At 62.5% G+C, this 25,852-nt stretch carries 24 protein-coding genes and 1 tRNA gene; 10 read left to right on the top strand and 15 right to left on the bottom strand.

Features of this window, described 5'->3' with window-relative positions:
- Positions 1–15 precede the first annotated feature (15 nt).
- From Q7V46_RS09300 to Q7V46_RS09255, 10 genes are all read right to left on the bottom strand, one after another.
- Entirely contained in the window at positions 16–1,725 is a 1,710-nt protein-coding gene (locus Q7V46_RS09300; protein WP_304913245.1) for a Na(+)/H(+) antiporter subunit D, read from the bottom strand.
- The gene (locus tag Q7V46_RS09295) at positions 1,718–2,089 is read right to left on the bottom strand and encodes a hypothetical protein (RefSeq protein ID WP_304913244.1); all 372 of its coding nucleotides are present in this window, start codon (positions 2,087–2,089) and stop codon (positions 1,718–1,720) included. The genes Q7V46_RS09300 and Q7V46_RS09295 overlap by 8 nt, the downstream gene beginning before the upstream one ends.
- Positions 2,090–2,097: 8 nt before the next feature.
- Entirely contained in the window at positions 2,098–3,567 is a 1,470-nt protein-coding gene (locus Q7V46_RS09290) for a proton-conducting transporter membrane subunit (protein ID WP_304913243.1), read from the bottom strand.
- Positions 3,564–5,072, bottom strand: coding sequence for a monovalent cation/H+ antiporter subunit D family protein (locus tag Q7V46_RS09285; RefSeq protein WP_304913242.1), 1,509 nt, complete (start codon positions 5,070–5,072; stop codon positions 3,564–3,566). The genes Q7V46_RS09290 and Q7V46_RS09285 overlap by 4 nt, the downstream gene beginning before the upstream one ends.
- Positions 5,069–5,431: a cation:proton antiporter subunit C gene (locus Q7V46_RS09280; protein ID WP_304913241.1), complete on the bottom strand. Its 363-nt coding sequence runs from the start codon at positions 5,429–5,431 to the stop codon at positions 5,069–5,071. The genes Q7V46_RS09285 and Q7V46_RS09280 overlap by 4 nt, the downstream gene beginning before the upstream one ends.
- 7 nt (positions 5,432–5,438) lie before the next feature.
- Complete coding sequence (locus tag Q7V46_RS09275; RefSeq protein WP_304913240.1) at positions 5,439–6,428, bottom strand: DUF4040 domain-containing protein; 990 nt, start codon at positions 6,426–6,428, stop codon at positions 5,439–5,441.
- Positions 6,425–6,766 (bottom strand): monovalent cation/H(+) antiporter subunit G, encoded by a 342-nt coding sequence (gene mnhG, locus Q7V46_RS09270; protein ID WP_304913239.1) that lies wholly within the window; start codon positions 6,764–6,766, stop codon positions 6,425–6,427. The genes Q7V46_RS09275 and mnhG overlap by 4 nt, the downstream gene beginning before the upstream one ends.
- Positions 6,763–7,062 (bottom strand): monovalent cation/H+ antiporter complex subunit F, encoded by a 300-nt coding sequence (locus tag Q7V46_RS09265; protein ID WP_304913238.1) that lies wholly within the window; start codon positions 7,060–7,062, stop codon positions 6,763–6,765. The genes mnhG and Q7V46_RS09265 overlap by 4 nt, the downstream gene beginning before the upstream one ends.
- On the bottom strand, positions 7,059–7,574 hold the full coding sequence (locus Q7V46_RS09260) for a Na+/H+ antiporter subunit E (protein ID WP_304913237.1): 516 nt from the start codon (positions 7,572–7,574) through the stop codon (positions 7,059–7,061). The genes Q7V46_RS09265 and Q7V46_RS09260 overlap by 4 nt, the downstream gene beginning before the upstream one ends.
- Positions 7,575–7,880: 306 nt before the next feature.
- Complete coding sequence (locus tag Q7V46_RS09255) at positions 7,881–8,513, bottom strand: TetR family transcriptional regulator (protein WP_304913236.1); 633 nt, start codon at positions 8,511–8,513, stop codon at positions 7,881–7,883.
- 152 nt (positions 8,514–8,665) lie between these two features.
- Here Q7V46_RS09255 and Q7V46_RS09250 point away from each other — a divergent pair, with 152 nt between their 5' ends.
- Genes Q7V46_RS09250 through Q7V46_RS09240 form a run of 3 tightly spaced genes read left to right on the top strand, consistent with a single transcriptional unit; the run spans position 8,666 to position 14,492 of the window.
- Positions 8,666–9,928: an efflux RND transporter periplasmic adaptor subunit gene (locus tag Q7V46_RS09250; protein ID WP_370690310.1), complete on the top strand. Its 1,263-nt coding sequence runs from the start codon at positions 8,666–8,668 to the stop codon at positions 9,926–9,928.
- A 12-nt stretch (positions 9,929–9,940) separates the two neighbouring features.
- A complete protein-coding gene (locus Q7V46_RS09245; RefSeq protein ID WP_304913235.1) occupies positions 9,941–13,096 on the top strand; it encodes an efflux RND transporter permease subunit in 3,156 nt (1,051 codons plus the stop codon).
- Complete coding sequence (locus Q7V46_RS09240) at positions 13,089–14,492, top strand: efflux transporter outer membrane subunit (protein ID WP_304913234.1); 1,404 nt, start codon at positions 13,089–13,091, stop codon at positions 14,490–14,492. Before Q7V46_RS09245 ends, Q7V46_RS09240 begins: the two co-directional genes overlap by 8 nt.
- Positions 14,493–14,603: 111 nt before the next feature.
- Here the strand turns inward: Q7V46_RS09240 and Q7V46_RS09235 are convergent, their stop codons facing one another.
- The 4 genes from Q7V46_RS09235 to earP form a co-directional block, all read right to left on the bottom strand.
- Entirely contained in the window at positions 14,604–15,476 is an 873-nt protein-coding gene (locus Q7V46_RS09235) for a TIGR00730 family Rossman fold protein (protein WP_304913233.1), read from the bottom strand.
- A gap of 42 nt (positions 15,477–15,518) precedes the next feature.
- Positions 15,519–16,397, bottom strand: coding sequence for an AEC family transporter (locus Q7V46_RS09230; RefSeq protein ID WP_304913232.1), 879 nt, complete (start codon positions 16,395–16,397; stop codon positions 15,519–15,521).
- An 84-nt stretch (positions 16,398–16,481) separates the two neighbouring features.
- Positions 16,482–17,036, bottom strand: coding sequence for an elongation factor P (efp, locus tag Q7V46_RS09225; protein WP_304913231.1), 555 nt, complete (start codon positions 17,034–17,036; stop codon positions 16,482–16,484).
- Between the two features lie 151 nt (positions 17,037–17,187).
- Positions 17,188–18,321, bottom strand: a complete 1,134-nt coding sequence (gene earP / locus Q7V46_RS09220) for an elongation factor P maturation arginine rhamnosyltransferase EarP (RefSeq protein ID WP_304913230.1) — start codon at positions 18,319–18,321, stop codon at positions 17,188–17,190.
- Positions 18,322–18,397: 76 nt separating this feature from the next.
- On the opposite strand from earP, the gene uvrC reads away from it, so the two are divergent.
- The 3 genes from uvrC (at position 18,398) to Q7V46_RS09205 (ending at position 22,138) form a co-directional block, all read left to right on the top strand.
- Positions 18,398–20,464, top strand: a complete 2,067-nt coding sequence (gene uvrC / locus Q7V46_RS09215; RefSeq protein ID WP_304913229.1) for an excinuclease ABC subunit UvrC — start codon at positions 18,398–18,400, stop codon at positions 20,462–20,464.
- A gap of 167 nt (positions 20,465–20,631) precedes the next feature.
- Entirely contained in the window at positions 20,632–21,201 is a 570-nt protein-coding gene (pgsA, locus tag Q7V46_RS09210; protein WP_304913228.1) for a CDP-diacylglycerol--glycerol-3-phosphate 3-phosphatidyltransferase, read from the top strand.
- A 19-nt stretch (positions 21,202–21,220) separates the two neighbouring features.
- Entirely contained in the window at positions 21,221–22,138 is a 918-nt protein-coding gene (locus Q7V46_RS09205; protein WP_304913400.1) for a DMT family transporter, read from the top strand.
- Here the strand turns inward: Q7V46_RS09205 and Q7V46_RS09200 are convergent.
- Positions 22,089–23,060 (bottom strand): LysR family transcriptional regulator, encoded by a 972-nt coding sequence (locus tag Q7V46_RS09200; protein WP_304913227.1) that lies wholly within the window; start codon positions 23,058–23,060, stop codon positions 22,089–22,091. The two genes, Q7V46_RS09205 and Q7V46_RS09200, sit on opposite strands and share 50 nt — an antisense overlap.
- Positions 23,061–23,125: 65 nt before the next feature.
- Here Q7V46_RS09200 and Q7V46_RS09195 point away from each other — a divergent pair, with 65 nt between their 5' ends.
- The 4 genes from Q7V46_RS09195 to Q7V46_RS09180 all read left to right on the top strand — a co-directional run bounded on the left by Q7V46_RS09195 (position 23,126) and on the right by Q7V46_RS09180 (position 25,826).
- Complete coding sequence (locus Q7V46_RS09195; RefSeq protein ID WP_304913226.1) at positions 23,126–24,001, top strand: alpha/beta fold hydrolase; 876 nt, start codon at positions 23,126–23,128, stop codon at positions 23,999–24,001.
- Positions 24,002–24,022: 21 nt separating this feature from the next.
- Entirely contained in the window at positions 24,023–25,117 is a 1,095-nt protein-coding gene (locus tag Q7V46_RS09190; RefSeq protein ID WP_304913225.1) for a tartrate dehydrogenase, read from the top strand.
- A gap of 333 nt (positions 25,118–25,450) precedes the next feature.
- Positions 25,451–25,723, top strand: a complete 273-nt coding sequence (locus Q7V46_RS09185) for an HU family DNA-binding protein (protein WP_304913224.1) — start codon at positions 25,451–25,453, stop codon at positions 25,721–25,723.
- Positions 25,724–25,750: 27 nt separating this feature from the next.
- Positions 25,751–25,826 (top strand) — tRNA-Val (locus Q7V46_RS09180).
- Positions 25,827–25,852: the final 26 nt, after the last annotated feature.

The raw sequence follows: 25,852 nt of genomic DNA, 5'->3' as shown, positions 1-25,852 counted from the left end.
TAGAGACTGGCTCAGTCAACGAAGCAGGTAAACCAGTCCGTAGAGCGACGCAATGCCGACGGTCCACAGGGTGGTTGATCCGATGCCCCAGGGGCGCCCCAGCAAGCCATCGGTACCAGCGAGACCTTTAAGCCCGTTCCAGATGCTGCTCAGCAGGCCTTGCAGGGCAGCCATGAAGCCGCGCCAGGTCGATCGAACGGCCGCCGCTGTGGCCTTGATCAGCAACGGACCGGCCTTTCGGTAGACCCAGTCGGTGTCCACACTCAGTTTGGCCTCGCCACCCAGGTGCTTGAGCATCAGGAAGAAGCCCAGGCCCGTGAACAGCAGCAACTGCAGTTCCCAGAACAGGTGCCCGGCGGAGTAGGCGTTGTACTCGACCGGGTTTGGCATGAACTGGTACAACCACGCCGGGTTGACCCCGATGAACACACAGAAGAACGCGGAGATGCCCATGGCCAGCAACATGTTCCAGGGGGCTTCCTTGGGCCTGAGTCCGGCATCTTTACCCAGGAAGGTGAAGTAGGGCAGTTTCAGGCCGGTGTGCAGGAAGGTGCCTGCCGAGGCCATGGACAGCAACAACCAGATCCAGGCGCGGTGGTCGACCGCAGCGGCCTCGACCACCATGGTCTTGCTGACAAAGCCGCTGAACAGCGGGAAGGCCGAGATCGAAAAGGCCCCGATCATGTACAGCAGGAAGGTGATGGGCATGTACTTGTAGATGCCGCCGAGTTCGGTGAGCTTGCTCTTGCCGGTCATGGCGATCACCGCGCCCGCACCCATGAACAGCACCGACTTGTAGAGGATGTGGGTGAAGGCATGTGCTGTGGCGCCATTGAGCGCGATGGCCGTGCCCATGCCCACCCCGGCCACCATGTAGCCGACCTGACTGATGATGTGGTACGCCAGCAGCCGGCGGATGTCGTTGGCCAGCACCGCGTACACCACCCCCCAAAGCGCCATGGCGGTGCCCAGGTAGACCAGGAACTCGGTGCCCGGGTAGCCGCGGATCAGGGTGTAGACGGCGGTCTTGGTGGTCAGCGCACTCAGAAAAATGGCGCCGGTGATGGTGGCTTCCGGGTAGGCGTCGGTCAGCCAGGCGTGCAGGGGGGGCACCGCCGCGTTGATCAGGAAGCCGATCAGGATCAGGTAGCTGGCCCAGCTGTCTGCCTGCATCTGATCGAACGTCAGGCTGCCGGTCTGACCGTAATACATGACGATGCCACCGAGCAGCATGACGCCGCTGACGGCATGCACCATCAGATAGCGGTAGCCAGCGGCATAGGCCTGGGCTGTGGCCCTGCGCCAGATCAACCAGACCGACGCCAGCATCATCAGTTCCCAGAATACATAAAGGGTGATGAGGTCGCCGGCCAACACCACGCCAACGGCCGCAGCCGCGTAGAAAAGCCCTGCCACGTGCTGGATGTTGTCGCGCACGTGGAGCGAGTAGATCGTTGCGATCAGCGTGATGAGGGCAAACACGTAGGCAAAGGCGAGGGCAAGTTTGTCTGCCCGGCCGGCCACGAGTTCAAGGCCTCCAAAAGCGATCTGGGCGTGGGTGCCCTGTTCGATCTGGAAGACCACATACAGAAACAGGACCGCCAGCACCACGCGGTACACCTGTTGCGCCACACCCTTGAACAAGGGCAGCAGCACGGCACCGGCAATCAGTAGCACCGAAGGGTGGAGCCAGAAACCGCCGGTGATCATTGAGAGATCAATCATGCCCAGCCTCCCGGGCTTTCGGATCACCGATCAGGTCGTTGCCCTCTTGCTCGTTGTCGAAATAGTCCTCAGGACGGTAGAGCAGCTGGTAGCCGAGGAATTTGGAGACCACCACGATGACAACGCAGGCAAACAGCCCGTAGACCGCACCCGCGCCCCCCAGTCGTTCCCAGAAAAAGCGGTCGTATCCGGTGGGGATGGCAATGTCGGCGATCACGAGCGCAGCCATGATGCCCAGCATGATGCGGCTCAGCAGGCGCGAGCGATTTACCAATGCTTCCAGAAACCGACCCAGTCGTGTCACTTCCATTTCGGGCTCCATCTTCGCAGCGGGGGCGGCGTCGGGGGTTTCGGTCGTGTTCATCGGCGGCCTCATGACCCCACTCCCACAAATACAGACCACATCAGATTTCTGACGGGATCGGCCATGAAGAACAGCAGCAGTGCGCCAAGCGCGGTCAGAGACAACGGGATCAGGCACATCAGGGGAGCTTCTTCAATGCCCGGGGATGTGCCCTTTGGCGGCGGAAGAAGGAAGGCGCGCACCACCGGAGGCAGCAGGTAGGCGATATTGAGCAGCGTGCTGATCAGCAGCACACCAATCATGATGGCATGGCCGGCATCCACCGAGCCCAGCAGGATGTGCCACTTGCTCCACAGCCCGCCCAGCGGGGGCGCACCGATGACCGACAGGGCGCCGAGCAGGAAGGCAAACATGGTGATGGGCATCTTGCGACCCAGTCCGTCCATTTCGTGGATCTCGGTCTTGTGCGCGGCCACGTAGATGGCGCCTGCACAGAAGAAGAGCGTGATCTTGCCAAAAGCGTGCATGACGATGTGCATGCCGCCACCCACCACGGCGAGCTGGTTGGCCAGCATGGCCGCCAGCACGATGTAGGACAGCTGACTGACCGTGGAGTAGGCCAGTCGCGCCTTGAGGTTGCCTTTCTGCATGGCCACGATCGAGGCCGACAGCAGCGTGAAAGCCGCGACCCACATGACCAGGTCGCTGGCCCAGAGGCTCTCCAGGTAGTCCAGACCAAACAGGTAGGTGCTGACCTTGAGCACCGAGAACACACCGGCCTTGACCACCGCCACCGCATGCAGCAGCGCGCTGACAGGTGTTGGAGCCACCATGGCGGAAGGCAGCCATCGGTGAAACGGCATGAGTGCGGCCTTGCCGATACCGAACATGTACAGCAACAGCAGCAGCGACCCCACGATCTGGCCGACCTTGCCCTGCATGATGCCGCCCGGCTGGAATTCCAGGGTGCCAGTCAGCCACCAGGTGGCGATCATGGCTGGCAGCAGCAAACCGATCGATGTGCCGAGCAAGATGCCCAGGTAGATCCGGGCACCTCTCTTGGCTTCCTCGGTGCCCTTGTGGGCGACCAGCGGATAGGTCGAAAGCGACAGCACCTCGTACAGGATGAACAGCGTGAACATGTTCTGTGCGAAGGCAATGCCGATGGCAGCGAAGATGGCGATGGAGAAGCAGGCGTAAAAGCGCGTCTGATTCTTCTCGCCGGCACCGCGCATGTAGCCGATGGCGTAGATCGATGTCAGGATCCAGAGCCCGGAAGCCACCAGGGCGAAGATCATGCCCAGTGGCTCCACCTGGAAGGCCAGGTCCAGTCCTGGCATGACCGTCAGCAGGTGAGCTTCGGGTCGGCCACCGGCCTGCACCGCCGGCAGCAGGCTGAGCACACAGCCAAAGACGACCACCGCCGACGCGATCATGAAGCCATCGCGCAGCAGGGGCGAGCGGCCTGTGAGTGCAATGCCCAGGGATCCCAGCAAGGGAACCAGCAGACTCACCAGAATCATGGTGGCGTCGCTCATCGCTGGCCCCCCAGAAGCTGCGTGGCCTCCATACTGGCCAGCCCCAGCGGAAGACGGGTGTCCAGGCCGAACCAGAAGTTGGCTGCCACGACCAGCCAGAGCACGATCAGCATGCCCAGGGGTGCTTCGCTGCGTTGGCCTGCCTTGCCGTCAGCTGTTTCAGCGGGAGCATTTCGGAAGTAGGCCACTTCCACCACCTTCCAAACGTACACGACCGCCATCAGGGAACTGACCAGTATGGCGACCAGCAGCATCCAGCCCAGCACACCGTGTTCGAGCACGGCGGTGATCAGGTACCACTTGCTGATGAAGCCAGCGGTGAGGGGGACGCCGATCAGCGACACCCCTGCGAGACAGAAAGCCAGGGTGGTCAGCGGCATGGTCTTGCCAATACCCGCCAGATCGTCCAGCCGCGAGCTTCCCGTGCGCAGCACCAGGGTACCGACCGCCATGAACAGCGCGCCTTTGATCAGGCCGTGGTTGAACAGGTGCACGATGGCGGCGGTCAGTCCCGCAGGGCTGAGCAGGCTGAACGCCAGCACGATGTACCCGATCTGGGCCACCGACGAGTAGCCCAGCATGCGCTTGAGGTCGCGTTCGAAGATGGCCACGGCCGACCCGACCAGCATGGCCGCCACGCTCAAGGGCATCAGCACCGAAACGAGCATGTCGGCATGACCGGGCAGGTTGGGCATGAGCACCAGGAAGTCGAAGCGGATCAGCACATACAGCGCGACCTTGGTCGAGCAGGCTGCAAAAAACACGGCGACCGGTGTCGGCGCGAAGCGGTACGCATTGGGCATCCAGGCGTGCATCGGGAACAGGGCAGCTTTCAGCGCCAGGCCCATCAGGATGAATCCGCTGGCGATCAGCACGGGCGCGGTGGACGAAACGTCGGCCAGACGTGTGGCCATGTCGGCGAGATTCAAGGTGCCGGTCATCATGTACAGGTAGCCAACACCGATCAGGTAGAAGGTCGCCCCCACGGTGCCGGTGATCAGGTACTTGAATGTGGCTGTGAGTGCCTGCCGGTTGGGGCCGGCAGAAACCATCACGTAAGAGGCCAGCGACGAGATCTCCATGAAAACGAAGATGTTGAAAGCGTCGCCCGAGACCGCAATGCCGACCAGGCCGCACAGCGCAAGAAGCCAGCTGGCATAGAGCAGCGACTGGTGCTCTTGGCCAACCTCACTGTTCATGCTCAGCGGACCCCAGAGCAGCGCCATGAACGAAGCGCCGGTGATGACCAGCACCATCAGGGCCGACATCGGGCTGACGGCCAGCCCGATGCCAAAGGGCACCGGCCAACCGCCCAGCTCGTAGGTGAGCGTGCCGTTTGCAAACACCTGGGCGACCATGGCCATGGCCACCACGAAGATCAACAGGCTGGTGATCGTGGCGATCAGCCAGGGCAGTTGCCCGCGGCTAGGGATCGCTGCCAGCAGTGGTGCGACGAGCATCGGCACCAGCACCACAAGGATGGGAAAGTGTTCGGTGAAGCTCATGCCTTGAGATCCATCTCTCGGGTTTCAGCTTCCTCGATGGTTCCGTATTCTTCCTTGATGCGGATGGTGATGGCCAGCCCCAGTGCCGTCACGGCGATGCCAACCACGATGGCTGTCAGTATCAGCACCTGGGGCAGAGGGTTGGCAAACAGGTCGCCTGGCTGCGGCGGTTTCACGAAGATAGGGCCAGTGCCTCCTTCGATCTTGTCCATCGTGACGTACAGCAGGAACACCGCTCCCTGAAAAATGCCCAGGCCGATCATGCGCTTGACGTAGTTGCCCTTGACGAGCACCGCATACAGCCCGACCACCAGCACAAAGATATAGACCCAGTAGTTGTATAGCCCAAGAAAGCTCATTGGCGTGTCAGTACGTGCTGCGGTTGGCGATGGCGTTGAATATCATGATGAGCACGGTGGTAACGGTGAGCCCCACCCCGAACTCGACCAGCAGGATGCCCAGTTGTTGTCCGGCAACCGGGTTGGCAGACAGCACGCTGTAGTCGAGAAAACTGCCCCCCAGGAACATGCACACGATACCCACGCCGGTGTACAGGGTGGCGCCGAGTGCAGCCAGGCGCAACATCCAGTCCTGTGGCATCGCTTTGGCCGACCGATCGGCACCTTCGAGAATGCCATACAGCATCACGGCAGCGGCAAACAAGGCTCCTGCGGAAAACCCGCCGCCTGGCGAGTATTCACCGTGGAACTGCACCAGCAGGCCAAACAGCATGAGCACCGGGATGATGAGCTTGCCAACCACACGCAGAACAGCGTGATGCTGCACACCCCGGATCTTCTCTGCCATGACTTCGCCTGATAGACGTTGCCGCTTCTTGGGTCGGAAGCTCAAAACCGAAAGCACGCCAATGCCTGCGGTGAAGACCACCAGCACTTCACCCAGCGTGTCATAGCCTCTGAATGAAGCCAGCACGGCGGTCACCACGTTGGGTATGTCAATCAGCCTGGGTGTTTCGCTCAGGTAGTAGGGAGCCACGTGCTGGTGCACAGGTGCCATGGGATCGCCGAGCAGGGGCTGGTCAAAACTCGCGGCAAACAGCACGGCAAACAGCACAGTCAGCACGGCCAGGGGTGCCCAGCCGAATTTCTCGTGCACGTGCTCGTGGCCTGCGGTGAGCGACAGCGCGCCCATGAAAAGCACGGTTGACACGCCCGCGCCCACAGCCGCTTCGGTCAGTGCCACATCGGCCGCGTCGAGAATAAAAAAGTTCGACGCCATCATCAGGCTGAAGATGCCGAACCACATGCTGGCCACGAACAGATTGCGGGTATGCACCGTAGCGACAGCTGCCACGGCCAGAAAAGTCAGCGTGAAGAATCCGAGAATGGTGATCATGGGCGTGGGACCTCGGGCTCGTCTGCAGCGGAGCTCTTGGCATCCAGGCGCGGTTTGACGCCAGCGATCAGGGCCGTGTTGGCCACGGCGTAGGCGGCCACGGGCCCGGTGAAGAGAAGGAACATCAGGATGGCGAACAGCTTGAAGCTCGCCAGGGTCCAGCCGGTCAGGACCATGAGACCGACCATGATGAGCAGTGTGCCCATGGTCTCCGCGACGCTGGCGGCGTGCATCCGGGTGTAGAGGTCGGGCATGCGCACCACGCCCACGCCGCCAACCAGCACGAAGAAACCCCCCAATGCCAGAAACAGGCCTGCAACCAGTTCGATCGGGCTCATGCCTTGCCTTTCTCTTCGGCGCGCTCGCTCTGGCGGCGTGCTTCCCGGTTCTGGACAAACTGGAGAATGGCCAGAATGCCGATGAAGTTGATCAGCGCGTAGGCCAGCGCAAGGTCCAGGAAGTCGGGTCGGCCATACAACAGTGCCACAACCGCCAGCAGCAGCACCGTCTTCGTGCCAATGATGTTGGCGGCAAGCACGCGGTCGTAGATTTCCGGACCTTTGATGCCGCGAATGATGGCCAGGGCCATGGTGATCAGAACAGCCAGGCCGGCACCCATCAGCACGTTGTTCATGGCTTCCCTTCCAGTCGGCCGACACGCCGGTTCATCTCCCCCGAGAGCACATCCTCGGCACTTTCGTTCGTCAGCGCATGCACTGTGATGATGCCGTTGTCATCAATGTCTGTTGTGAGTGTGCCTGGCGTGAGGGTGATGGAGTTGCCGAGCACGACACGAGCCACCTCGCCGCGGGGAATGGCCACCACAGTGATCAAACGGGGGCTGATTTGCAACCGGGGCGACAGAATGATGCGAGTCACCTGCAAGCTGGAAAACACAATCTCCTTGATCAGCCAGAACCAATAGGTCACGATGCCCTTGCCGGGATGCATTGGCACAGACGAATGGCCGAATCTATCGAAGCGCCGAACCAGAAGCACCACCAGCACACAAGAAGCCAGGCCCAAACCCAAGAGCAGGGGCAGATACAGGCCCGACCACAGTACCCAGAGCACGGCCATTACAAAAAACAGGACCAACGATTTCAATGTTTGATCTCTCTTGATAAAGAAGGGGTTCTGAAGCAAGGAGCTGCCGTGGGCAGGAGCGAAACAGGTACGCGGCACAGTGAGGAGTTCAGCGCGCAGGCAGAATTGTAGGGCAGCCCTGTTTCGGCTCGTGACATGCTGCAGAGATGTCCCAGCGCGGCATCCGTTTGTTTCTGCGTTCTGCCGCACCCACCATAGAAGTCACGCAAAGCGAAACGTGCAAAAAAACCGCAGATGCCGCGGCGGGATCGATCAGCCCAATGTGGGGCCCCGGACGCGAGAGATCAGCCCAGCGTCAATGGGTTTGACGTGCGTTGCGCCCGATGCCCCTTGCTGCGCTGGCAGTCACTCTTTCAGATCAAAGCCCAGACCGGCAAAGTAGACATCCACCGTACCGCGACCACATGTTTCCAGATCGAAGGCCTCTGGCGCCAGCAGCCAGTTCTGGATCAGGCCGTCAATGATCACGTGCAAACCCAGTGCCGCAATGGGCAGCGGTATGGGGAGCTGTATGCCTTCACGGATGACTGCCTCACGCAAGGCTTTTTCGGTCATTGCCACGCACTCGTTTCGCACTTGCAGGTGACGGTCCCGCACCGCCTGCATCTCCGTCACGTATTCCACTTTGTGCGTGGCCACTTCGAAGACCCGACGGGTCTGATCGTCGTTGGCGGTCTGCTTCAGCGCCCCCATCATCGAGTCGCGGAGCAAAAGCAATGGGTTGACGTTTGAACTGGCGTCGCGCGCTGTGCTCTCCAGTGTGGACTCCAGAGGCATGGTCACCCGCTCCATCATGGCGTTGAACAAGTCGGCCTTGTCTTTGAAATGCCAGTAGATGGCGCCGCGCGTCGTGCCTGCCGTTGTCGCGATCTCATTGAGCGAAGTGCGCGAAACGCCATTCGCCTGAAACAGATGTTCTGCAGCATCCAGCAGGCTGTTGCGAGTGGCCAGTGCGTCGGCTTTGGTTCGTCGAACCATGGTCTTTGTCTCCAGAATCATTGCCCTTGGGGGTATGGGGGACTATACATACATTCCTGTATGTATATATACTTCGCCGCTTTGCGACGGCACAGTCTGTCAGGGTATTCCCTGAACAAGTGCCACTTTCACCTGCTATCCCAAGGACTCCCATGCCTGCCCTGAGCTCCATCAAGACGGTGCCTTCCCTGCGCACCTGGTCTGCTCCTCTGTCTCTGCCCAGCATGGCACGGGGCTTGTCTGTATTGGCCCTGGCGGCCGTGCTTGCGGCTTGTGGCCAGAGTGATGCACCAGCAGGCGCTGCGCCAGCGGGTGGCGGCATGCCGGCGCCCGAGGTGGGCGTTGTCACGGTCACACCCGGTGACGTGGGGCTGGTGACCGAACTTCCTGGTCGGCTTGAAGCCTCTCGAGTGGCGCAAGTGCGGGCCCGGGCCGCTGGCATTCTGCAGCAGCGCCTTTTTCGCGAGGGCAGCGACGTGAAAGCGGGCCAGGCCTTGTTCCGAATCGATGCGGCGCCCTATGCTGCAGCCCTGCAAAGTGCGCAGGCATCCTTGGCCCGTGCAGAGGCCAACAGGGCGCAAGCCACGGCGCTGGCCGAACGCTACAAGCCCCTGGTGGCCGAAAACGCCATCAGCCAGCAAGAGTTTGCCAACGCCGAGGCAGCGCAAAAGTCGGCACAGGCCGATGTGGCGGTGGCCCAGGCCGCCGTGCAGACCGCCCGGATCAACCTCGGTTATGCGAATGTCACCGCGCCCATCTCAGGGCGCATTGGTCGCGCGCTGGTGACCGAAGGCGCGCTGGTGGGGCAGGGTGAGGCCACACCACTGGCGGTCATTCAGCAGGTGGACCCGATGTTCGTCAACTTCACGCAATCGGCGGCCGAGGTGATGGCTTTGCAGTCGGCCATGCGCGCAGGGCAGATCAAGGCCGCTGGCGCCGACGCAGCCAGCGTGCGAGTGATGCTGGAAGACGGAAGCGAGTACGAACAAGAAGGTCGCCTGCTCTTCTCGGACTTGACGGTGGATGCCGCCACGGGGCAAATCACCTTGCGCGCCGAAGTGCCGAATCCCGGTGGCACCCTGTTGCCGGGTCTGTATGTGCGCGTGCGCCTGGAACAAGCCACGGCCGGCAATGCAGTGACCCTGCCCCAGCAGGCGGTGACACGAACGGCTCAGGGCGACTCGGTCAGCGTGGTGGATGCAGAAGGCAAGATTTCCCGCCGCTCCGTCAAGGTGAGCGGACAGCAGAACGGCCAGTGGGTGATCCGGGAGGGCCTTGAGGCTGGTGAACAGGTCATGGTCGACGGTTTCCAGAAGCTGCAGATGATGCCGCCCGGCACGCCCGTGAAGGCGGTGCCATGGAAGCCGCAAGGTGGCGCGACCTCCGCACCAGCCCCGGCTGGTGCGACCAGCTAAGGAGCGCCCCACATGGCGAAGTTTTTTATTGACAGGCCCATCTTTGCGTGGGTGATTGCACTGTTCGTCATGGTGCTGGGTGGTGTGTCCATTACCCAGTTGCCGATCGCGCAGTATCCGCCGGTGGCACCACCCGCGATCGTGATCAACGCGACCTACCCGGGTGCAGCGGCTTCCACGCTGGAAGACAGCGTGCTGTCGGTCATCGAGCAGGAGATGAACGGCTCCCCCGGGCTGATCTACATGGAGTCGGTGGCGCAGGCCAACGGCACTGGCAGCATCACGCTGAGTTTCGAAACCGGCACCAACGCCGATCTCGCCCAGGTGGATGTGCAAAACCGCCTCGCACGCGCCACGCCGCGGCTGCCGGCTGCGGTGACGCAGCAGGGCGTGCGGGTGGACAAGTCGCGCAGCAACTTCCTGCTGTTCGCCATTCTGTCCAGCGACGATCCGGCCTGGGATCCGGTTGCGCTGGGCGATTACGCCTCTCGAAGTGTCGTGCCCGAACTTCAGCGCCTGCCCGGTGTGGGCCAGGCCCAGCTGTTTGGCACCGAGCGCGCCATGCGGGTCTGGATCGACCCGACCAAGCTGCTCGGCTTCAACCTGAGTGCCGCCGACGTGACAGCAGCGATCCGGGCACAGAACGCCCAGGTGTCTGCTGGCGAAATCGGAGCATTGCCCAACGTGGCAGGCCAGAGCATCGCCGCCACCGTGGTGGTCAATGGACAGCTTGGCAGCGTTGAACAGTTCGGCAACATCGTGCTGCGGGCCAGCCCTGACGGTTCCACCGTGCGTCTCAAGGATGTGGCACGCATCGAGCTCGGGGCTCAGGCCTATGCCACGTCAGCAAGGCTCAACGGCAAGCCCTCCACCGGTATCGGTGTGCAGCTCTCGCCCAGCGGCAATGCGCTGGCCACCGCCGACGCCGTACGCGCCAAGATGACCGAGCTGGAGCGCTTCTTCCCCGAAGGCATGACCTGGCAAATTCCTTACGACAGCTCGCGCTTCGTGAAGATCTCCATCCAGCAGGTTGCCATCACCCTGGCCGAAGCCGTGCTGTTGGTGTTCCTGGTGATGTTCCTGTTCCTGCAGAACTTCCGCTACACAATCATTCCCACCATCGTGGTGCCAGTGGCGCTGCTGGGCACCTTCTCCGTGCTGCTGGCGATGGGCTTTTCCATCAACGTGCTGACCATGTTCGGGATGGTGCTGGTGATCGGCATTGTGGTCGACGACGCCATTGTGGTGGTCGAGAACGTTGAGCGCATCATGAGTGAGGAAGGCTTGCCACCGCTGGAAGCGACGCGCAAGGCCATGGGCCAGATCTCGGGCGCCATCATCGGCATCACCGTGGTGCTGATTTCGGTGTTCGTGCCGCTGGCTTTCTTCGCTGGTTCGGTGGGCAACATCTACCGTCAGTTTGCCGCCGTCATGGGCGTGTCGATCGCATTTTCGGCATTCATGGCTCTCTCACTCACGCCGGCCCTGTGCGCCACCTTGCTCAAACCGGTCAAAGCGGGCCACAACCACGAAAAGAAAGGCTTCTTCGGCTGGTTCAACCGCGGCTTCACACGCACGGCCAAGGGTTACGAGCGTAGCGTGGCGGCATTGCTGCCACGCGCCGGGCGCACTCTGATCGTCTACGCCGCGATCATTGGCGCTGCGGTGGTGGTCTACAACCGCCTGCCCACGTCGTTCCTGCCTGGTGAAGATCAGGGCACCATGCTGGTCAACGTGCAGTTGCCGCCTGGCGCAACCCAGGAACGCACCCTGGAGGTGATGAAGCAGGTCGAAGGCTTCATGCTGCAACAGCCCGAAGTGCAGAGCATGGTCGGCGTGCTGGGCTTCAGCTTTTCCGGACAGGGTCAGAACGCGGCACTGGCCTTCGTCACACTCAAGGACTGGTCCGAGCGCACCGGACCCGGCAGTTCCGCCTCTGCTTTGGCTGGTCGCGCCTTCGGCGCTTTGTCGGGCGTTCGCGATGCGTTCATCTTTCCGCTGAGTCCGCCGCCGATCCCGGAGCTGGGCGCCTCGTCGGGCTTCAACTTCCGCTTGCAGGACCGCGCCGGTCTGGGTCGCGAGGCACTGCTGGGCGCACGAAACCAGTTGCTGGGCCTGGCCTCGCAAAGCAAGGTGCTGACCCAGGTGCGTCCCGACGGGCTGGAGGATGCACCCCAACTGCAAATTGACATCGACCGCGACAAGGCCAATGCCCTGGGCGTTGGGTTCGACGCCATCGGCAGCGCCATCGGCACCTCGCTGGGTTCCAGCTATGTGAACGATTTTCCGAATGCCGGGCGTTTGCAGCGCGTGGTGGTGCAGGCCGATGCGCCAGCGCGCATGCAGCCCGAAGACCTGTTGCGCATCAACGTGCTCAACAACCGGGGTCAGGCGGTGCCGTTGTCGGCGTTCGCCACCACCCACTGGGTCACCGGACCGATGCAGACCGTGCGCTACAACGGCTATCCCTCGATGCGCATCAGCGGCAGCGCGGCGCCAGGCGCCAGCACCGGTGACGCACTGGCCGAGATGGAAAGGCTTGCCAGCCAGTTGCCTCAGGGCATCGGCTTCGAATGGACCGGTCAGTCGCGAGAGGAAAAACTCGCTGGCTCCCAGGCCATGGTGCTGTACGCCTTCGCCATTCTGGCGGTGTTCCTCTGCCTGGCTGCCTTGTACGAGAGCTGGACCATTCCTCTCTCGGTGATCCTGGTGGTGCCACTGGGTGTGCTGGGTGTGCTGCTGGCGACGTTGCTCAGAGGCTATTCCAACGACGTGTACTTCCAGGTGGGACTGATCACCATCATTGGTCTGTCGGCGAAGAATGCGATTCTGATCATCGAATTCGCCAAAGACCTGCAGGCCCAGGGAAAGAGCGTGATCGAGGCTGCGCTTGAAGCGGCCCACCTGCGGTTCCGTCCCATCATCATGACCTCGATGGCGTTCACGCTGGGCGTGCTGCCGCTGGCCCTGTCTTCCGGCGCTGGCTCGGCGAGCCAGCGAGCCATCGGCACCGGCGTGATCGGTGGCATGGTCACCGGCACCATCCTGGCGGTGGTGTTTGTACCGATCTTTTTCGTGGTGGTGCGCACGCTGTTCAAGGGCAGCGACCGCCAGCGCCGCCTGCACGCGGCCGATGCCGAACACATGGGAGTGCACAGCGATGCATGAATCCACCCGTCCTCTGCTGCGATCCGCGCTCACCTTGCTGGCAACAGCCGTGGTGACCGGTTGCTCCTTCATCCCGACTTATGAGCGCCCTGTCGCGCCTGTGGCCACCGGTTTCCCCACCATGGGCTCGACCACCAGCCCGCAGGCTGCGGCCGCCGACATGAGTTGGCGCGCGTTCGTGGGCGATGCCCACCTGCGCGAGCTGATCACGCTGGCACTGGCCAACAACCGCGACCTGCGTGTGGCCACGCTCAATATCGAGCAGGTGCGTGCCCAGTACCAGATCCGCAGGGCCGACCTTTTCCCCACCCTGGGAGTGGCCACCACCGGCAATCGCCAGCCCGACGGCAGCGGCGGCACCAGCAGCGTCTACAGCGTGGGGCTGGCGATGAGCAGCTGGGAGATCGATTTTTTTGGTCGCATAGCCAGTCTGAAAGAAGCAGCACTGGCGCAATACCTCGCCAGTGAAGAGGCTCGTCGCGCCACGCAGACCAGCCTGGTGGCAGCAGTGGCCAGCACGTGGCTCAGCCTGCAGAGCAACGACCAGTTGCTGTCGCTGACACAGCGCACGCTGGCCACACGCGAAGACTCTCTGCGTCTGACCCAACTGCGTTTTGACAATGGCGCCACCTCCGCGCTTGATTTGCGGCAGTCCGAATCGTTGACAGCGGCGGCCCGCGTCGCTTTCGCCCAGCAGCAACGTCAGCGCGCGCTCGATGTGAATGCGCTCACCTTGCTGGTCGGGCAGGCGGTGCCGACCAGCCTGCTAACGCCTGGTACGCCGGCTGTCGGCAGCGAGCCCCTGTTGCGCGATGTCCCAGCCGGTTTGCCTTCCGATCTGCTGGAGCGCCGGGCCGACATCCGTCAGGCCGAGCAGCAACTGATTGCCGCCAACGCCAACATCGGTGCGGCGCGCGCCGCGTTCTTCCCGCGCATTTCCCTCACCGCCAGCGCCGGTACGGCCAGCAGCTCGCTGTCGGGGTTGTTCAAGGACGGATCATGGGGCTTCACGCTGGCGCCGCAGGCCCTGCTGCCGATCTTTGATGCCGGACGCAACCAGGCTTCGCTGGACTCGGCCAACGTCGGTCGCGAACTGGCCGTGGCCCAGTATGAAAAGGCGATCCAGACCGCCTTCCGTGAGGTGGCAGACGCTTTGGCGGGACAGGCAACGCTGGTCGAGCAACTGCGTGCACAGGAAATGCAGACCGCCGCCGAGGCCGACCGTTTTCGGCTGGCCGAACTGCGCTACCGCAATGGCGTGGCCAGTTTCCTCGACGTGCTGGATGCGCAACGCTCATTGTTTGGTACCGAGCAGGCGCTGCTACAGACCCGCCTGGCGCAACAGCAGAACCAGGTGGCGCTCTACCGCGCATTGGGCGGCGGCTGGTCTGAATAATCGCGGATCACGTTGCCCCGACACTGTGTCCACAATGGCCACTGCCTGATGTTTAAGGTCAGCGGCCATCGGGATGGAAGCAGATCCACCGCGAGTGACGCCAGCCTGCCTTCAAACCTTGGGCAGATCGTAGAACTGCTGGATGATCGCCCAGGCGGTCTGCGGATCGTCCACATAGTGGAACAGCTGCAGGTCTTCCGGAGAAATGGTGCCTTCTTCCACCAGCACATCGAGGTTGATCAGGCGCTTCCAGTAGTCGCTGCCGAACAGCACGATCGGTACCGGTTTGGCCTTCTTGCACTGCACCAGGGTGATGACCTCGAACAGTTCGTCCAGCGTGCCGAATCCGCCCGGGAATGCGAGCAACGCCTTGGCGCGCATCATGAAGTGCATCTTGCGCAGCGCAAAGTAATGGAACTTGAAACTCAGTTCGGGTGACACGTAGGGATTGGCCGCCTGCTCGTGTGGCAAGGCGATGTTCAGCCCGACGTTGAGTGCGCCTTCGTCGTGCGCGCCGCGGTTGGCGGCTTCCATGATGCCGGGGCCGCCACCGGTGCAGATGAAGAGCTTGTCCTCGGGCGGGCAGGCCTTGCTGTAGCGCGCCACGTGGCGTGCAAATTCGCGCGCCTGGTCGTAGTAGTGGGCGTTGCGCACCAGGGCTCTGGCGCGCGCGATGTCTCTGGGTTCGCCGCTGCGCTCTGCCCGCACCAGTTGCTCGGCCGATTCTGCGGCGTCGCGAAAGCGGGCGCTACCAAAAACAACCACAGTGTTTTCAATGCCGTGATCTTGCTGGGCGAGGTCGGGCTTGAGCATTTCCAGCTGAAAGCGGATGCCGCGCGTTTCGCGGCGCAGCATGAATTCCGGATCGGCGAAAGCGAGGCGGTAGGCGTCGGCCTGCAGAGGGTGGCCATCGTTGGCGTGGGCCTGCAGCTCGGCCCAGGCGTCTGCCAGGCGGCGTTCGGTGATGTCCTGTGTGGCTTCCATGAATTGACTCCTGATGTTGTGTTGGGTGTGAGGGAGCGCAACTCAAAGACTGAGTGCGAGCGCCAGCGGCACAAAGACGATCGCCAGCGCGTTGCCCAGCATGATCATCGCACCGACTTTGTCGGGCTCCTGGTGGTAGCGCTCGGCCAGCATGAACTGAACCACCGCGGGTGGCAGGGCCGCGAAGAGCAGAAGCTGGCCTCGGGCAGCGCCTTCCAGCCCCAGCGCCCAGGCCAGCGGGATGCCGATCGCCAGTCCGATCAGGGGACGTGCCAGCGCGCCGAGCAAGCCCAATGCCAGTCCGGACCGTGTCAGCGCGGTCAATCGCACGCCCAGCGCAAACAGCATCATGGGAAGCAGGGCATCACCGAGCAGTTTCAGCCCCGCCAGAGCCACATCAGGTGGCCTGACATCGGTCATTGCGCTGAGGAAGCCGAGCGCCGTGCCGATCATGAGCGGGCTCAGCAGCAGGTCGCGCGTTCGGGCGTGGCTGCTCGTGATGCGCGCGCCAAGGGAAAAGTGCAGCAGGTTGCTGATGGAAAACAGCGCCACCGCAGCCCCGAAATTCGAGGTGCCAAACGCCAGCAGCGCCAGTGGAAGCCCCATGTTGCCGCAGTTGTTGAACATCACCACCGGCACCAGCGTGCGTGGCTGTGCGCCAAAGGCACGCGCAAGCGGCCAGGCGATCAGGCCGCTGCCCAGAATCAGGATGGCGCCACCGATCAGCAGTGTGATGTGCTCGCCGATCTGAAAGTCCCTGTCTGCCAGCGCCGAATACACCAGCACGGGCGCGAGCACATCGAGCGCCACCCGGTTGAAGGTGGTCATGTCAGGAACACTGCGGCGGGCATAGCCGTAGCCGATCGCCACGATCAGAAACACCGGGATGATGACGTCGGTGATGCGGGCGATCAGGTCCATGTGGTCAAGCTGTTGAGGGAAAAAATCAAAAGGCTCCCACAGGAGCCTTTTGAGTGTTGATTGCGAAGAACGCGAAGTTTGCGATCAGACGCGGCGGCGGTATTCACCTGTGCGCGTGTCGATTTCGATCTTGTCGTCCTGCGCCACAAACAGGGGCACTGCCACTTCGAAGCCGGTGGCGATCTTCGCTGGCTTGAGCACTTTGCCAGACGTGTCGCCCTTGACGGCGGGTTCGGTCCAGGTGACCACACGCTCCACGCTGGTGGGCAGTTCCACAGAGATTGCCTTGCCGTCGTAGAACACCACTTCCACGGTCATGCCGTCTTCGAGGTAGTTCAGGGCGTCACCCATGTTCTCGGCTTCCACCTCGTACTGGTTGTAGTCGGCGTCCATGCACACGTACATGGGGTCGGCAAAGTAGGAGTAGGTGCATTCCTTCTTGTCCAGAATGATCTGGTCCATCTTGTCGTCGGCCTTGCACACGACTTCCGTGGCCATGTTGTTGAGCAGGGCCTTGAGCTTGAGGCGCACGGTGGCAGCACCACGGCCGCCCCGGCTGTATTCGGTTTTCAGCACGATCATCGGGTCCTTGCCGTGCATGATGACGTTGCCGGCGCGGAGTTCTTGAGCGATTTTCATAAGGGGTTCCAACGTTGGGGCCGCCAGTTCCGTGCAGGGATTGTGCGTACCGGGACTGTGCTGATGATGGCAATCTGTGCGGCAAAGCAGATGGCTGGCAGGAAGCGCCCATGCCGTTCGGGATGGGCGAATTTCCGCAAAGCCTTGAATTTTATCGGTTTTTGAAAGCGAACTCGATAAGCTGGGTGCCCAGGTCGCGCTGGCTCCACAGACGACTCCGGGCGGCCTGGACACAGCCCTGCCATTCGTTCACCACGTCCCAGCCAGGCCAGTGGGAAGCGGATGCGTTCATGCCATTCCACACGTGGTGAAACCGCCGCAACGACAGGGGTGCCTCCAGCCAGTCCAGAAAGGCGTCAAGCTTGGCATGGTGTGCGTTGTCGTGCTGGGGGTAGATGTGCCACACAAAAGGCTTCCCTGCCCAGATGGCGCGCACCAGCGAATCTTCGCCTCGCACGAGGTTCAGGTCGCAGGCCCACAGCAAATGGTCGAAGGCCTGCTGCGGCAGTGGCGGCAAATAATGCAGGCAACCCGCTGTCTGGAGCCCTTCGGTTGCCGGTGACTGGTGTACGGCCAGTGCAGACCTGCCGGGCGCCACCAGCCATTGCACGGGCCTGTTCGTTTCGGAGGCCTGACACAGCAGATCGTCCAGCGCCGCTGGCTCGTAGCAAAACACGCTGACCCGTTTCGCCGGGCTGGCTGGCAGTTTCATCTGCCGCAACCAGACGGTCGCGTCGAACCCGGCTTGACGCGAACCCAGATCGGCTTCACGCAGCAGGCCGCCTGTGGCAGAGGTGAACCCAGGATAAAAAAACCACTTGCCGATCCCCTTCAGTGGGCCGCTCATCACAGGTGAGGGCAGGCCATGCGAGCGTTCCACATACGATTCGGCACTGAGGTACTCGAGATTGATCCACACCGGCGACACCGCGCCACTCGCAAGCTGCTGCTTCAGCGCGTGCTGAGCCTCATCAGGCGGGTGGCAGCCGAAGGCCTCCACCCAGACATGAGCCGGCGCCAGCGAATCACACAAGCCCGCAGGCAACGGCGTCTTCCACGGGATCACCTCAATCCACGGGATCGTGCCGTCCAGCGCGCCAGGCGCCATCCAGCGCAGCGGTTCGGGCTGGTCGATCCAGAGGCGCACCTGCTGCCCCCGGTCCGCCAGGTTGGCGGCGAGGCGCCAGCACACACCGATGTCGCCCAGGTTGTCCACCACGCGGCAGAACACATCCCACAAAGGGCGATCGCGGTTGGCTTGAGGGGCAACGGTGGGTTGGTGCATGGCCGTGATCTTGCCGCATTCTTGCAGCGATCCCTTTCAGGGGCAGGCCTTGGCGGGTCGGTACAAAATGGAGCCCATGTCCGAGTCCCATTCCGAACAACTGCTCAGCGAAGTCGCTGCACTGCCAGGCCTGCCCGGCGTTTACCGCTATTTCGATGTCCAGGGCCAATTGCTCTACGTGGGAAAGGCGCGCAACCTGAAAAAGCGCGTGGCCAGCTACTTCCAGAAGAACCACGACGGCACCCGCATCGGTCACATGGTGAGCCGGATCGTTCGCATGGAGACCACGGTGGTGCGCTCCGAAGCCGAGGCGTTGCTGCTTGAAAACAACCTCATCAAGACGCTGAACCCGCGCTTCAACATCTTGTTCAGGGACGACAAGAGCTACCCCTACCTCAAGATCACGGGCACGCGCGAGACCTTTCGCACCGCTGCGCGGATACCCGTGCCGTCGATTGCCTTTCCCCGCATGGCCTACTACCGTGGCGCGGTGGACCGGCGCCACAGCTACTACGGCCCTTATCCCAGCGCCTGGGCGGTCAAGGAGTCGATCACCTTGCTGCAGAAGGTGTTTCGCCTGCGCACCTGCGAAGACACCGTGTTCGCCAACCGCACGCGGCCCTGCCTTCTGTATCAGATCAAGCGCTGCAGCGGCCCCTGCGTGGACCTGGTGGACAGCGAAGCCTATGCCCGTGACGTGGCAGATGCCGAAAGGTTCCTGCGGGGCGAAACCCAGGCTGTGCTGGACGCCCTGGAGCAGCGCATGATGGGTCACGCTGAAAAGCTGGAGTTCGAGCAGGCGGCAGAGATACGCAACCAGATGTCGGCGCTGTCCCGTGTGCTGCACCAGCAGGCCATGGACACCGTTTCCGACAGGGACGTGGATGTGCTGGCCGTGAAAGTGCAGGGTGGTCGCGCCTGTGTGAATCTGGCCATGATCCGGGGTGGGCGCCACCTGGGCGACCGGCCGTACTTTCCAGCTCATGTGGAAGATGCGTCGGCCATCGAAGGTGCACTTGCTGACGAGGAAGCACCGCAGCAAGGGGAGCCCGGCGAGCGCGTGGCGAAGCAGGTGCTGGCGGCGTTCATTGCTCAGCACTACCTGGGCATTGCCATGCCACACACGCTGGTGACCAGCCACCCTGTGGGCAGGCCGCTGCTGGATGCACTCTCCGAGCAGACGGGCGCCAAGGTCAACGCCGTGCACCAGCCGCGCGAACACCGCCGCATCTGGCTGGAGATGGCCCAGAAGAACGCCGAGATCGCGCTGGCGCGCCTGTTGGCGGAAGAGGGTTCCCAGCAAGCCCGTACCCGCGCGCTGGCCGATGCGCTGCAACTGCCCGACGACCAGCTCGACGTGCTGCGTATTGAATGCTTCGACATCTCCCACACGGCGGGGGAGTCCACGCAGGCTTCGTGCGTGGTGTTTGAAGGGCACAAGATGCAGAACAGCCAGTACCGGCGCTACAAGATCGAAGGCATCACGCCGGGCGACGATTACGCCGCCATGCGCCAGGTGCTGTTGCGCCGCTACGGCAAGATTGCGGAGGCGATGAAGGATGACGGTGTTGAGGAGCCGGAGGCAATCGATCCAGAAGTCCCGCTTCAGAACCCACCCGCCACAGTCGTTTCGGAGCCGGATTCCGCCGACGTCGCGTTACCCGAACCCACTGTCGAAGCCACCTCAGGCCCGCGCATGCCCGATCTGGTGCTCATCGATGGCGGCAAAGGCCAGGTGAGCATGGCGCGGGAAGTGTTTGAACAACTGGGGCTGGACCTGTCACTCATCGTGGGTGTGGAAAAGGGGGAAGGCCGCAAGGTCGGTCTGGAGGAGCTGGTGTTCGCCGACGGGCGCGAAAAGGTCTATCTGGGGCACGATTCCGCCGCACTGATGCTGGTGGCGCAGATCCGTGACGAAGCCCATCGCTTTGCCATCACTGGCATGCGCGCCCAGCGGGCGAGGGTGCGCACCGGGGGCAGCCGATTGGAAGACATCGCTGGCGTCGGCCCCAAGAAGCGCGCCCGTCTGTTGCAGCGCTTTGGCGGTGTTCGTGGTGTGGCGTCGGCCAGCGTGGAGGACCTTTGCACCGTGGATGGCATCTCGGCCGACTTGGCCGACGCCATCTACCGGGCGCTTCACTGACAGGTTTCGAATGGCAGGGTCCGGACCATCAGTCTGTGTCCTGTCGCGATTCTTCGCGCGCCTGGATTGGCGCTGTCTTCAACACACTCGCACTTGGAGAAACAGTGTGAGCGGGTCCTGATTCGTGGGATGAAGGTGCCGGCGCGGCATCAACGCATAATCGCGTCATGTTTTTCAACCTTCCTACCTTACTGACCTGGGCTCGCATCGTTGCGATTCCCTTGATCATCGGGGTGTACTACCTGGAAGGCATGAGCATTGCCCAGAAGAACCTGATCGCCACCGTCATGTTCGTGGTGTTCGCAGCCACCGACTGGGCCGACGGCTATCTGGCCCGCAAACTGAACCAGACTTCGGCCTTCGGCGCCTTTCTGGATCCGGTGGCCGACAAGTTTCTGGTCTGTGCCAGCCTGCTGGTGCTGGTCCATCTGGACCGGGCCGACGTGTTTGTGGCACTGATCATCATTGGTCGGGAAATTGCCATCTCTTCTCTGCGGGAATGGATGGCGATCATCGGAGCCACCAAGAGCGTGGCGGTGCACATGCTGGGCAAAGTCAAGACCACGGTTCAGATGGTGGCGATTCCATTTCTTCTGTTTGACGGCATGGTTCTTGGAGTCATCGATACCCATCTATGGGGCACCTGGCTGATCTGGGCTTCGGCGGTGCTCACCGTCTGGTCCATGGTTTATTACCTGCAAAAAGCCTTGCCGGAAATCCGGGCCCGCGCGCGTTGATTCATTGTCCGACGCGAACATGGTGAGCACACCCAAGGACAACGCGTGGCTGCGAGCCATGCCCTGGGTGTTCGTGCTGATCTGGAGCACGGGCTTCATCGTGGCGCGCTATGGCATGCCGCACGCGCCGCCCATGAAATTCCTGGCCGTGCGGTATGCGCTTTCCATCCTGTGTTTTCTGCCCTGGATCTGGTTCTCCGGTGTCAAATGGCCTTCCAACCGAAAGCAGTGGCTGCACCTCTCGGTGACCGGTGTGCTCATGCATGCGGGCTATCTCGGTGGGGTCTGGGCCGCGGTCAAGGCCGGCATGGGATCTGGTCTTTCTGCGCTGATCGTGGGTATCCAGCCGGTGCTCACGGCCATCTGGCTCTCAGGCACTGGATCCAAGGTGTCAAGGCGGCAATGGCTGGGTTTGCTGCTGGGGTTTGCGGGCCTGGTGCTGGTGGTCTCGCGCAAGTTTGGTGCAGGCGGTCCTGGCGATCAGGCCAACTGGCTCAATCTGTCGTTCGCCGTGATGGCCCTGTTTGCCATCACGATCGGCACCCTGTACCAGAAGCGCTATGTGGCCGCGTGTGACGTGCGCACCGCCAATGCTGTGCAGTTGCTCGCGGCCCTTCTGGTGACGCTTTCACTGGCGCTGCTGGAGTTCGAGGCCATGCGCTGGACGCACGGCGACGCTGGCGTGAACTGGGAACTGACGGGTGCCATGGCCTGGTCGGTGCTGGGCCTCACTCTAGGCGGCAGTTCGCTGCTCTACATGCTGATTCAACGCGGGGCAGCGGCTTCGGTCACCAGCCTGATGTACCTGGTGCCTCCCTGCACGGCGCTGATTGCCTGGGTGCTGTTCGACGAACCCATCACCCTGGTCACCGTTGCCGGTATCGCGCTCACCGCTTTCGGCGTGAGCCTGGTGGTGCGGCCCGCGAAGCGGGCCTGACCTTCCAGGGTTCCTCACGAAAGCGATCCGCCAGAAAATCCACCAGCAGGCGCATGCGTTTGGGGTTCTGCGGCCGGTAGGGCGCCAGCCAGTGGATGTCGGCATCCGGCATCGCGTAGTCGGGCAGGACGCGCACCAGCTCTCCGCTGGCCAGCTGGGGTCCGATGTCCCACAGGCTTCGCAGCATGATTCCCTGGCCTGACAGGCACCAGTCGCGCACCATCTCGCCCGAATTGCACGACATGCTGCCGCGCGCCGGCAGGTGCCGCACCTGGGGTTCGTCACCTCGCTGGAGGCGCCAATGGTCAAAATGCCGATCGACCGCGCCGATGTTCTCGCGCACGACCAGGCAGTTGTGGGTGGCGAGGTCTTGTGGTGTCCTGGGCGTGCCATGGGCCTGGAGGTAGCGGGGTGCGGCCACCAGCACGCGCTGGTTGGGGGCCAGTCGTTTCGACACCCACTCGGCTGCGCGCTCGCCAGGCGCGTTCCAAAGCCAGATGGCACCATCGTATCCCTCTACCGCCAGATCCGGCAGACGCTCGGTGAGCTGCAGGTCTACGGACACGCGAGGGTACCGATGTTGAAAGTCGGCCAGGGCTGGGCCCACCCAGAGTCGGCCAAAACCAAAGGTTGCCGCGAGGCGGACCGGACCGGCGGGCTCGGCCTGGCGCTCCCGCAGTTCGGACTCCAGTTCATCAAAGGCACTCAGGATGCGGCTGGCGCGCTCGCAGAGCACATCGCCCTCGGCGGTCGGGCTCACGCGCCGGGTCGTGCGCTGAAATAGGCGAAGACCGAGTTCGGCTTCCAGGGCTGCCAGGCGCTTGGTGATGGCAGAAGGCGCGACGTGAAGGGCTTGGGCCACCCTCACCAGACTGCCGTGTTGTCGCACGGCCGTGACGAGTTCCAGATCGGAGCGTTCCAATTGTTTCCTTTATGGAAATAGTTGATTATTCGATTGTTGCCTATATGAGGGCTATGCTGCGATCCATGTTCGATCACCTTCCATCCCGCCGCGTTGAACGTGAGGGTGTGTCGTTGCACACGCGGTGCCTGGGCAATGGCCCTCCGCTGCTGTTGCTGCACGGCCATCCCCAGTCCATGGCCATGTGGCATCGCATCCTTCCCGCACTGGCCGGGCGCTTCACGGTGGTGCTGATGGACCTCCGGGGGTATGGCGATTCGACCCGTCCGGCGCCCGGTCCGCAGCACACCGCACACAGCAAGCGTGAGATGGCCCGGGACGCCATCGCCGTCATGGCGCACCACGGTTTTGACCGGTTCGATGTGCTGGCGCACGACCGTGGGGCCCGTGTGGCGCACCGGCTGGCAGCCGATCACCCAAAAGCCGTACGACGCCTGATGCTGCTGGACATTGCGCCCACCCTGTCGATGTATGAACAGACCACCGAAGCCTTTGCGCGGGCCTACTGGCATTGGTTCTTTCTGATTCAGACCGGCCCCCTGCCGGAAGCCCTGATTGCTTCCGACCCGGTGCGTTATGTGCGATCGGTGATGGGCAACCGGCACGCCGGTCTGGCCGCCTTCGACGCCGACGCGCTGGCCGAGTACGAGCGCTGTGTGGCCCTGCCGGGCACTGCGGTTTCCATTTGCGAGGACTACCGGGCCAGCGCAGGGATCGATCTCGAACACGACCGTGCAGACGTCAATGACAAGGTACTGCTGGCGCAACCCCTGCATGTGTTGTGGGGCGAGCATGGCGCTGTGGGGCGTTGTTTTGACGTACTTGCGCATTGGCGCGCGCGGGCCGGTCAGGTATCAGGCCGCTCGCTGCCCTGCGGCCACTACATCGCCGAAGAACTACCCGACGCCGTTGTCGAAGAAGCCTTCAGATTTTTTACCTGATTTCAAACCAAGGAGACCACCATGAGCAAACACCGTATCGCTGTCATCGCTGGAGACGGCATTGGACAGGAAGTCATGCCCGAAGGGCTGCGTGTGCTGGAGGCTGCGGCCTCGCGTTTCAACATCGATCTGCAGTTTGACCACTTCGATTTCTCAAGCTGTGATTACTTCGAGCGGCACGGCAAGATGCTGCCCGACAACTGGAAGGACCAGATCGGCGGTCACGAGGCCCTCTACTTCGGCGCGGTGGGATGGCCCGACAAGGTGCCTGACCACATCTCGCTGTGGGGTTCGTTGCTGCTGTTCCGACGCGAGTTCGACCAGTACGTGAACATCCGTCCGGCCAAACTCATGCCAGGTGTGACCGCACCGGTGGTGCGTCGCGACGGCAGCCCCCGTGCGCCAGGCGAGATCGACATGGTCATCGTGCGCGAAAACACCGAAGGCGAATACTCCAGCATCGGTGGGCGCATGTATCCCGGCACCGAGCGCGAGATCGTGGTGCAGGAGACCGTGATGTCGCGCATCGGCGTGGACCGGGTGCTGCGCTACGCGTTCGAAGTGGCACGCTCGCGCCCCAAGAAACACCTGACCAGCGCCACCAAGTCCAACGGCATCGCCATCACCATGCCTTACTGGGACGAGCGCGTGGCCGAGATGGCCAAGCAATATCCGGATGTCAGGGTCGACAAGTTCCACATCGACATCCTGACCGCCCACTTCGTCCAGCGCCCTGACTTCTTTGACGTGGTGGTTGGCAGCAACCTGTTTGGCGACATCCTGTCGGATCTGGGCCCTGCCTGCACCGGCACCATCGGCATCGCGCCCAGCGCCAACCTCAATCCGGATCGCACGCACCCCTCATTGTTCGAGCCTGTTCACGGTTCTGCGCCCGACATTGCCGGGAGGCAGATTGCCAATCCGATCGGACAGATCTGGTGCGGCGCCATGATGCTGGATTTCCTTGGATACCGTGCCGCGCACGACGCCGTGATGCAGGCCATCGAGGCCGTCCTGGCGCCCGGTAGCGGAGCGCCGAGAACGCCCGATCTCGGAGGCTCCGCTCAGACCAGTGATATCGGAAAGGCCATCCAGCAAGCACTGTTGGGTACTTGACGGCGCAGCCCATGCAGTGCCTCCCAAGAGGTCCACGGCGCATTTGCCGGATGAGGGCTTCTATCTGTGCAGTCTGTGAGCCGGACGGCCTGCGCGGACACGTTGCGAAAGCGACTAGAATCTCGCGTTTTGTGATGTCAGGTGGCCCGGGACGTTGCGCGCGTATTGACAGCGGCGGTGGCCCGTGGGTCTAATCACCCGGCGCTCCGGCGCGGCCAATTGGGTTGCGCAAGTGCCGAACGGAGCTCACAGGGTTTGCCTTCGGTGTGAACAGCACTGGCGGCCTGCACCATTCCACACGGATTCATTCAATCAATTCAAGAGGGGCTATTTGTGAACAAAACCGAACTCGTCGAACACATCGCCAAGCACGCCGACATTTCCAAGGCGGCCGCTGCGCGGGCGCTGGATTCCACTATCACCGCCATTCGTACCACGCTCAAGAAAGGCGGTACCGTTTCGCTGGTGGGTTTTGGCTCGTTTGCCGTCACGAAACGTCCCGCTCGCAAGGGCCGCAACCCACGCACTGGCGCTGAGATTAAAATCAAGGCCGCCAAGGTCCCGAAGTTCCGCCCGGGCAAGGCCCTTAAAGATGCGCTGAACTGATCTGATGCGATCTGCAGGTTTTCGGTGGGGTGCTTAGCTCAGTCGGTAGAGCGGCGCCCTTACAAGGCGTAGGTCGGCGGTTCGACCCCGTCAGCACCCACCACCACTGAAAAGGCGAACCAGGGTTCG

Source organism: Hydrogenophaga sp. (assembly GCF_030651625.1).
Classification (GTDB): domain Bacteria; phylum Pseudomonadota; class Gammaproteobacteria; order Burkholderiales; family Burkholderiaceae_C; genus Hydrogenophaga.
The sequence above is the reverse complement of the archived record's forward strand: the minus strand, read 5'-3'. Positions and strand labels throughout refer to the sequence as shown.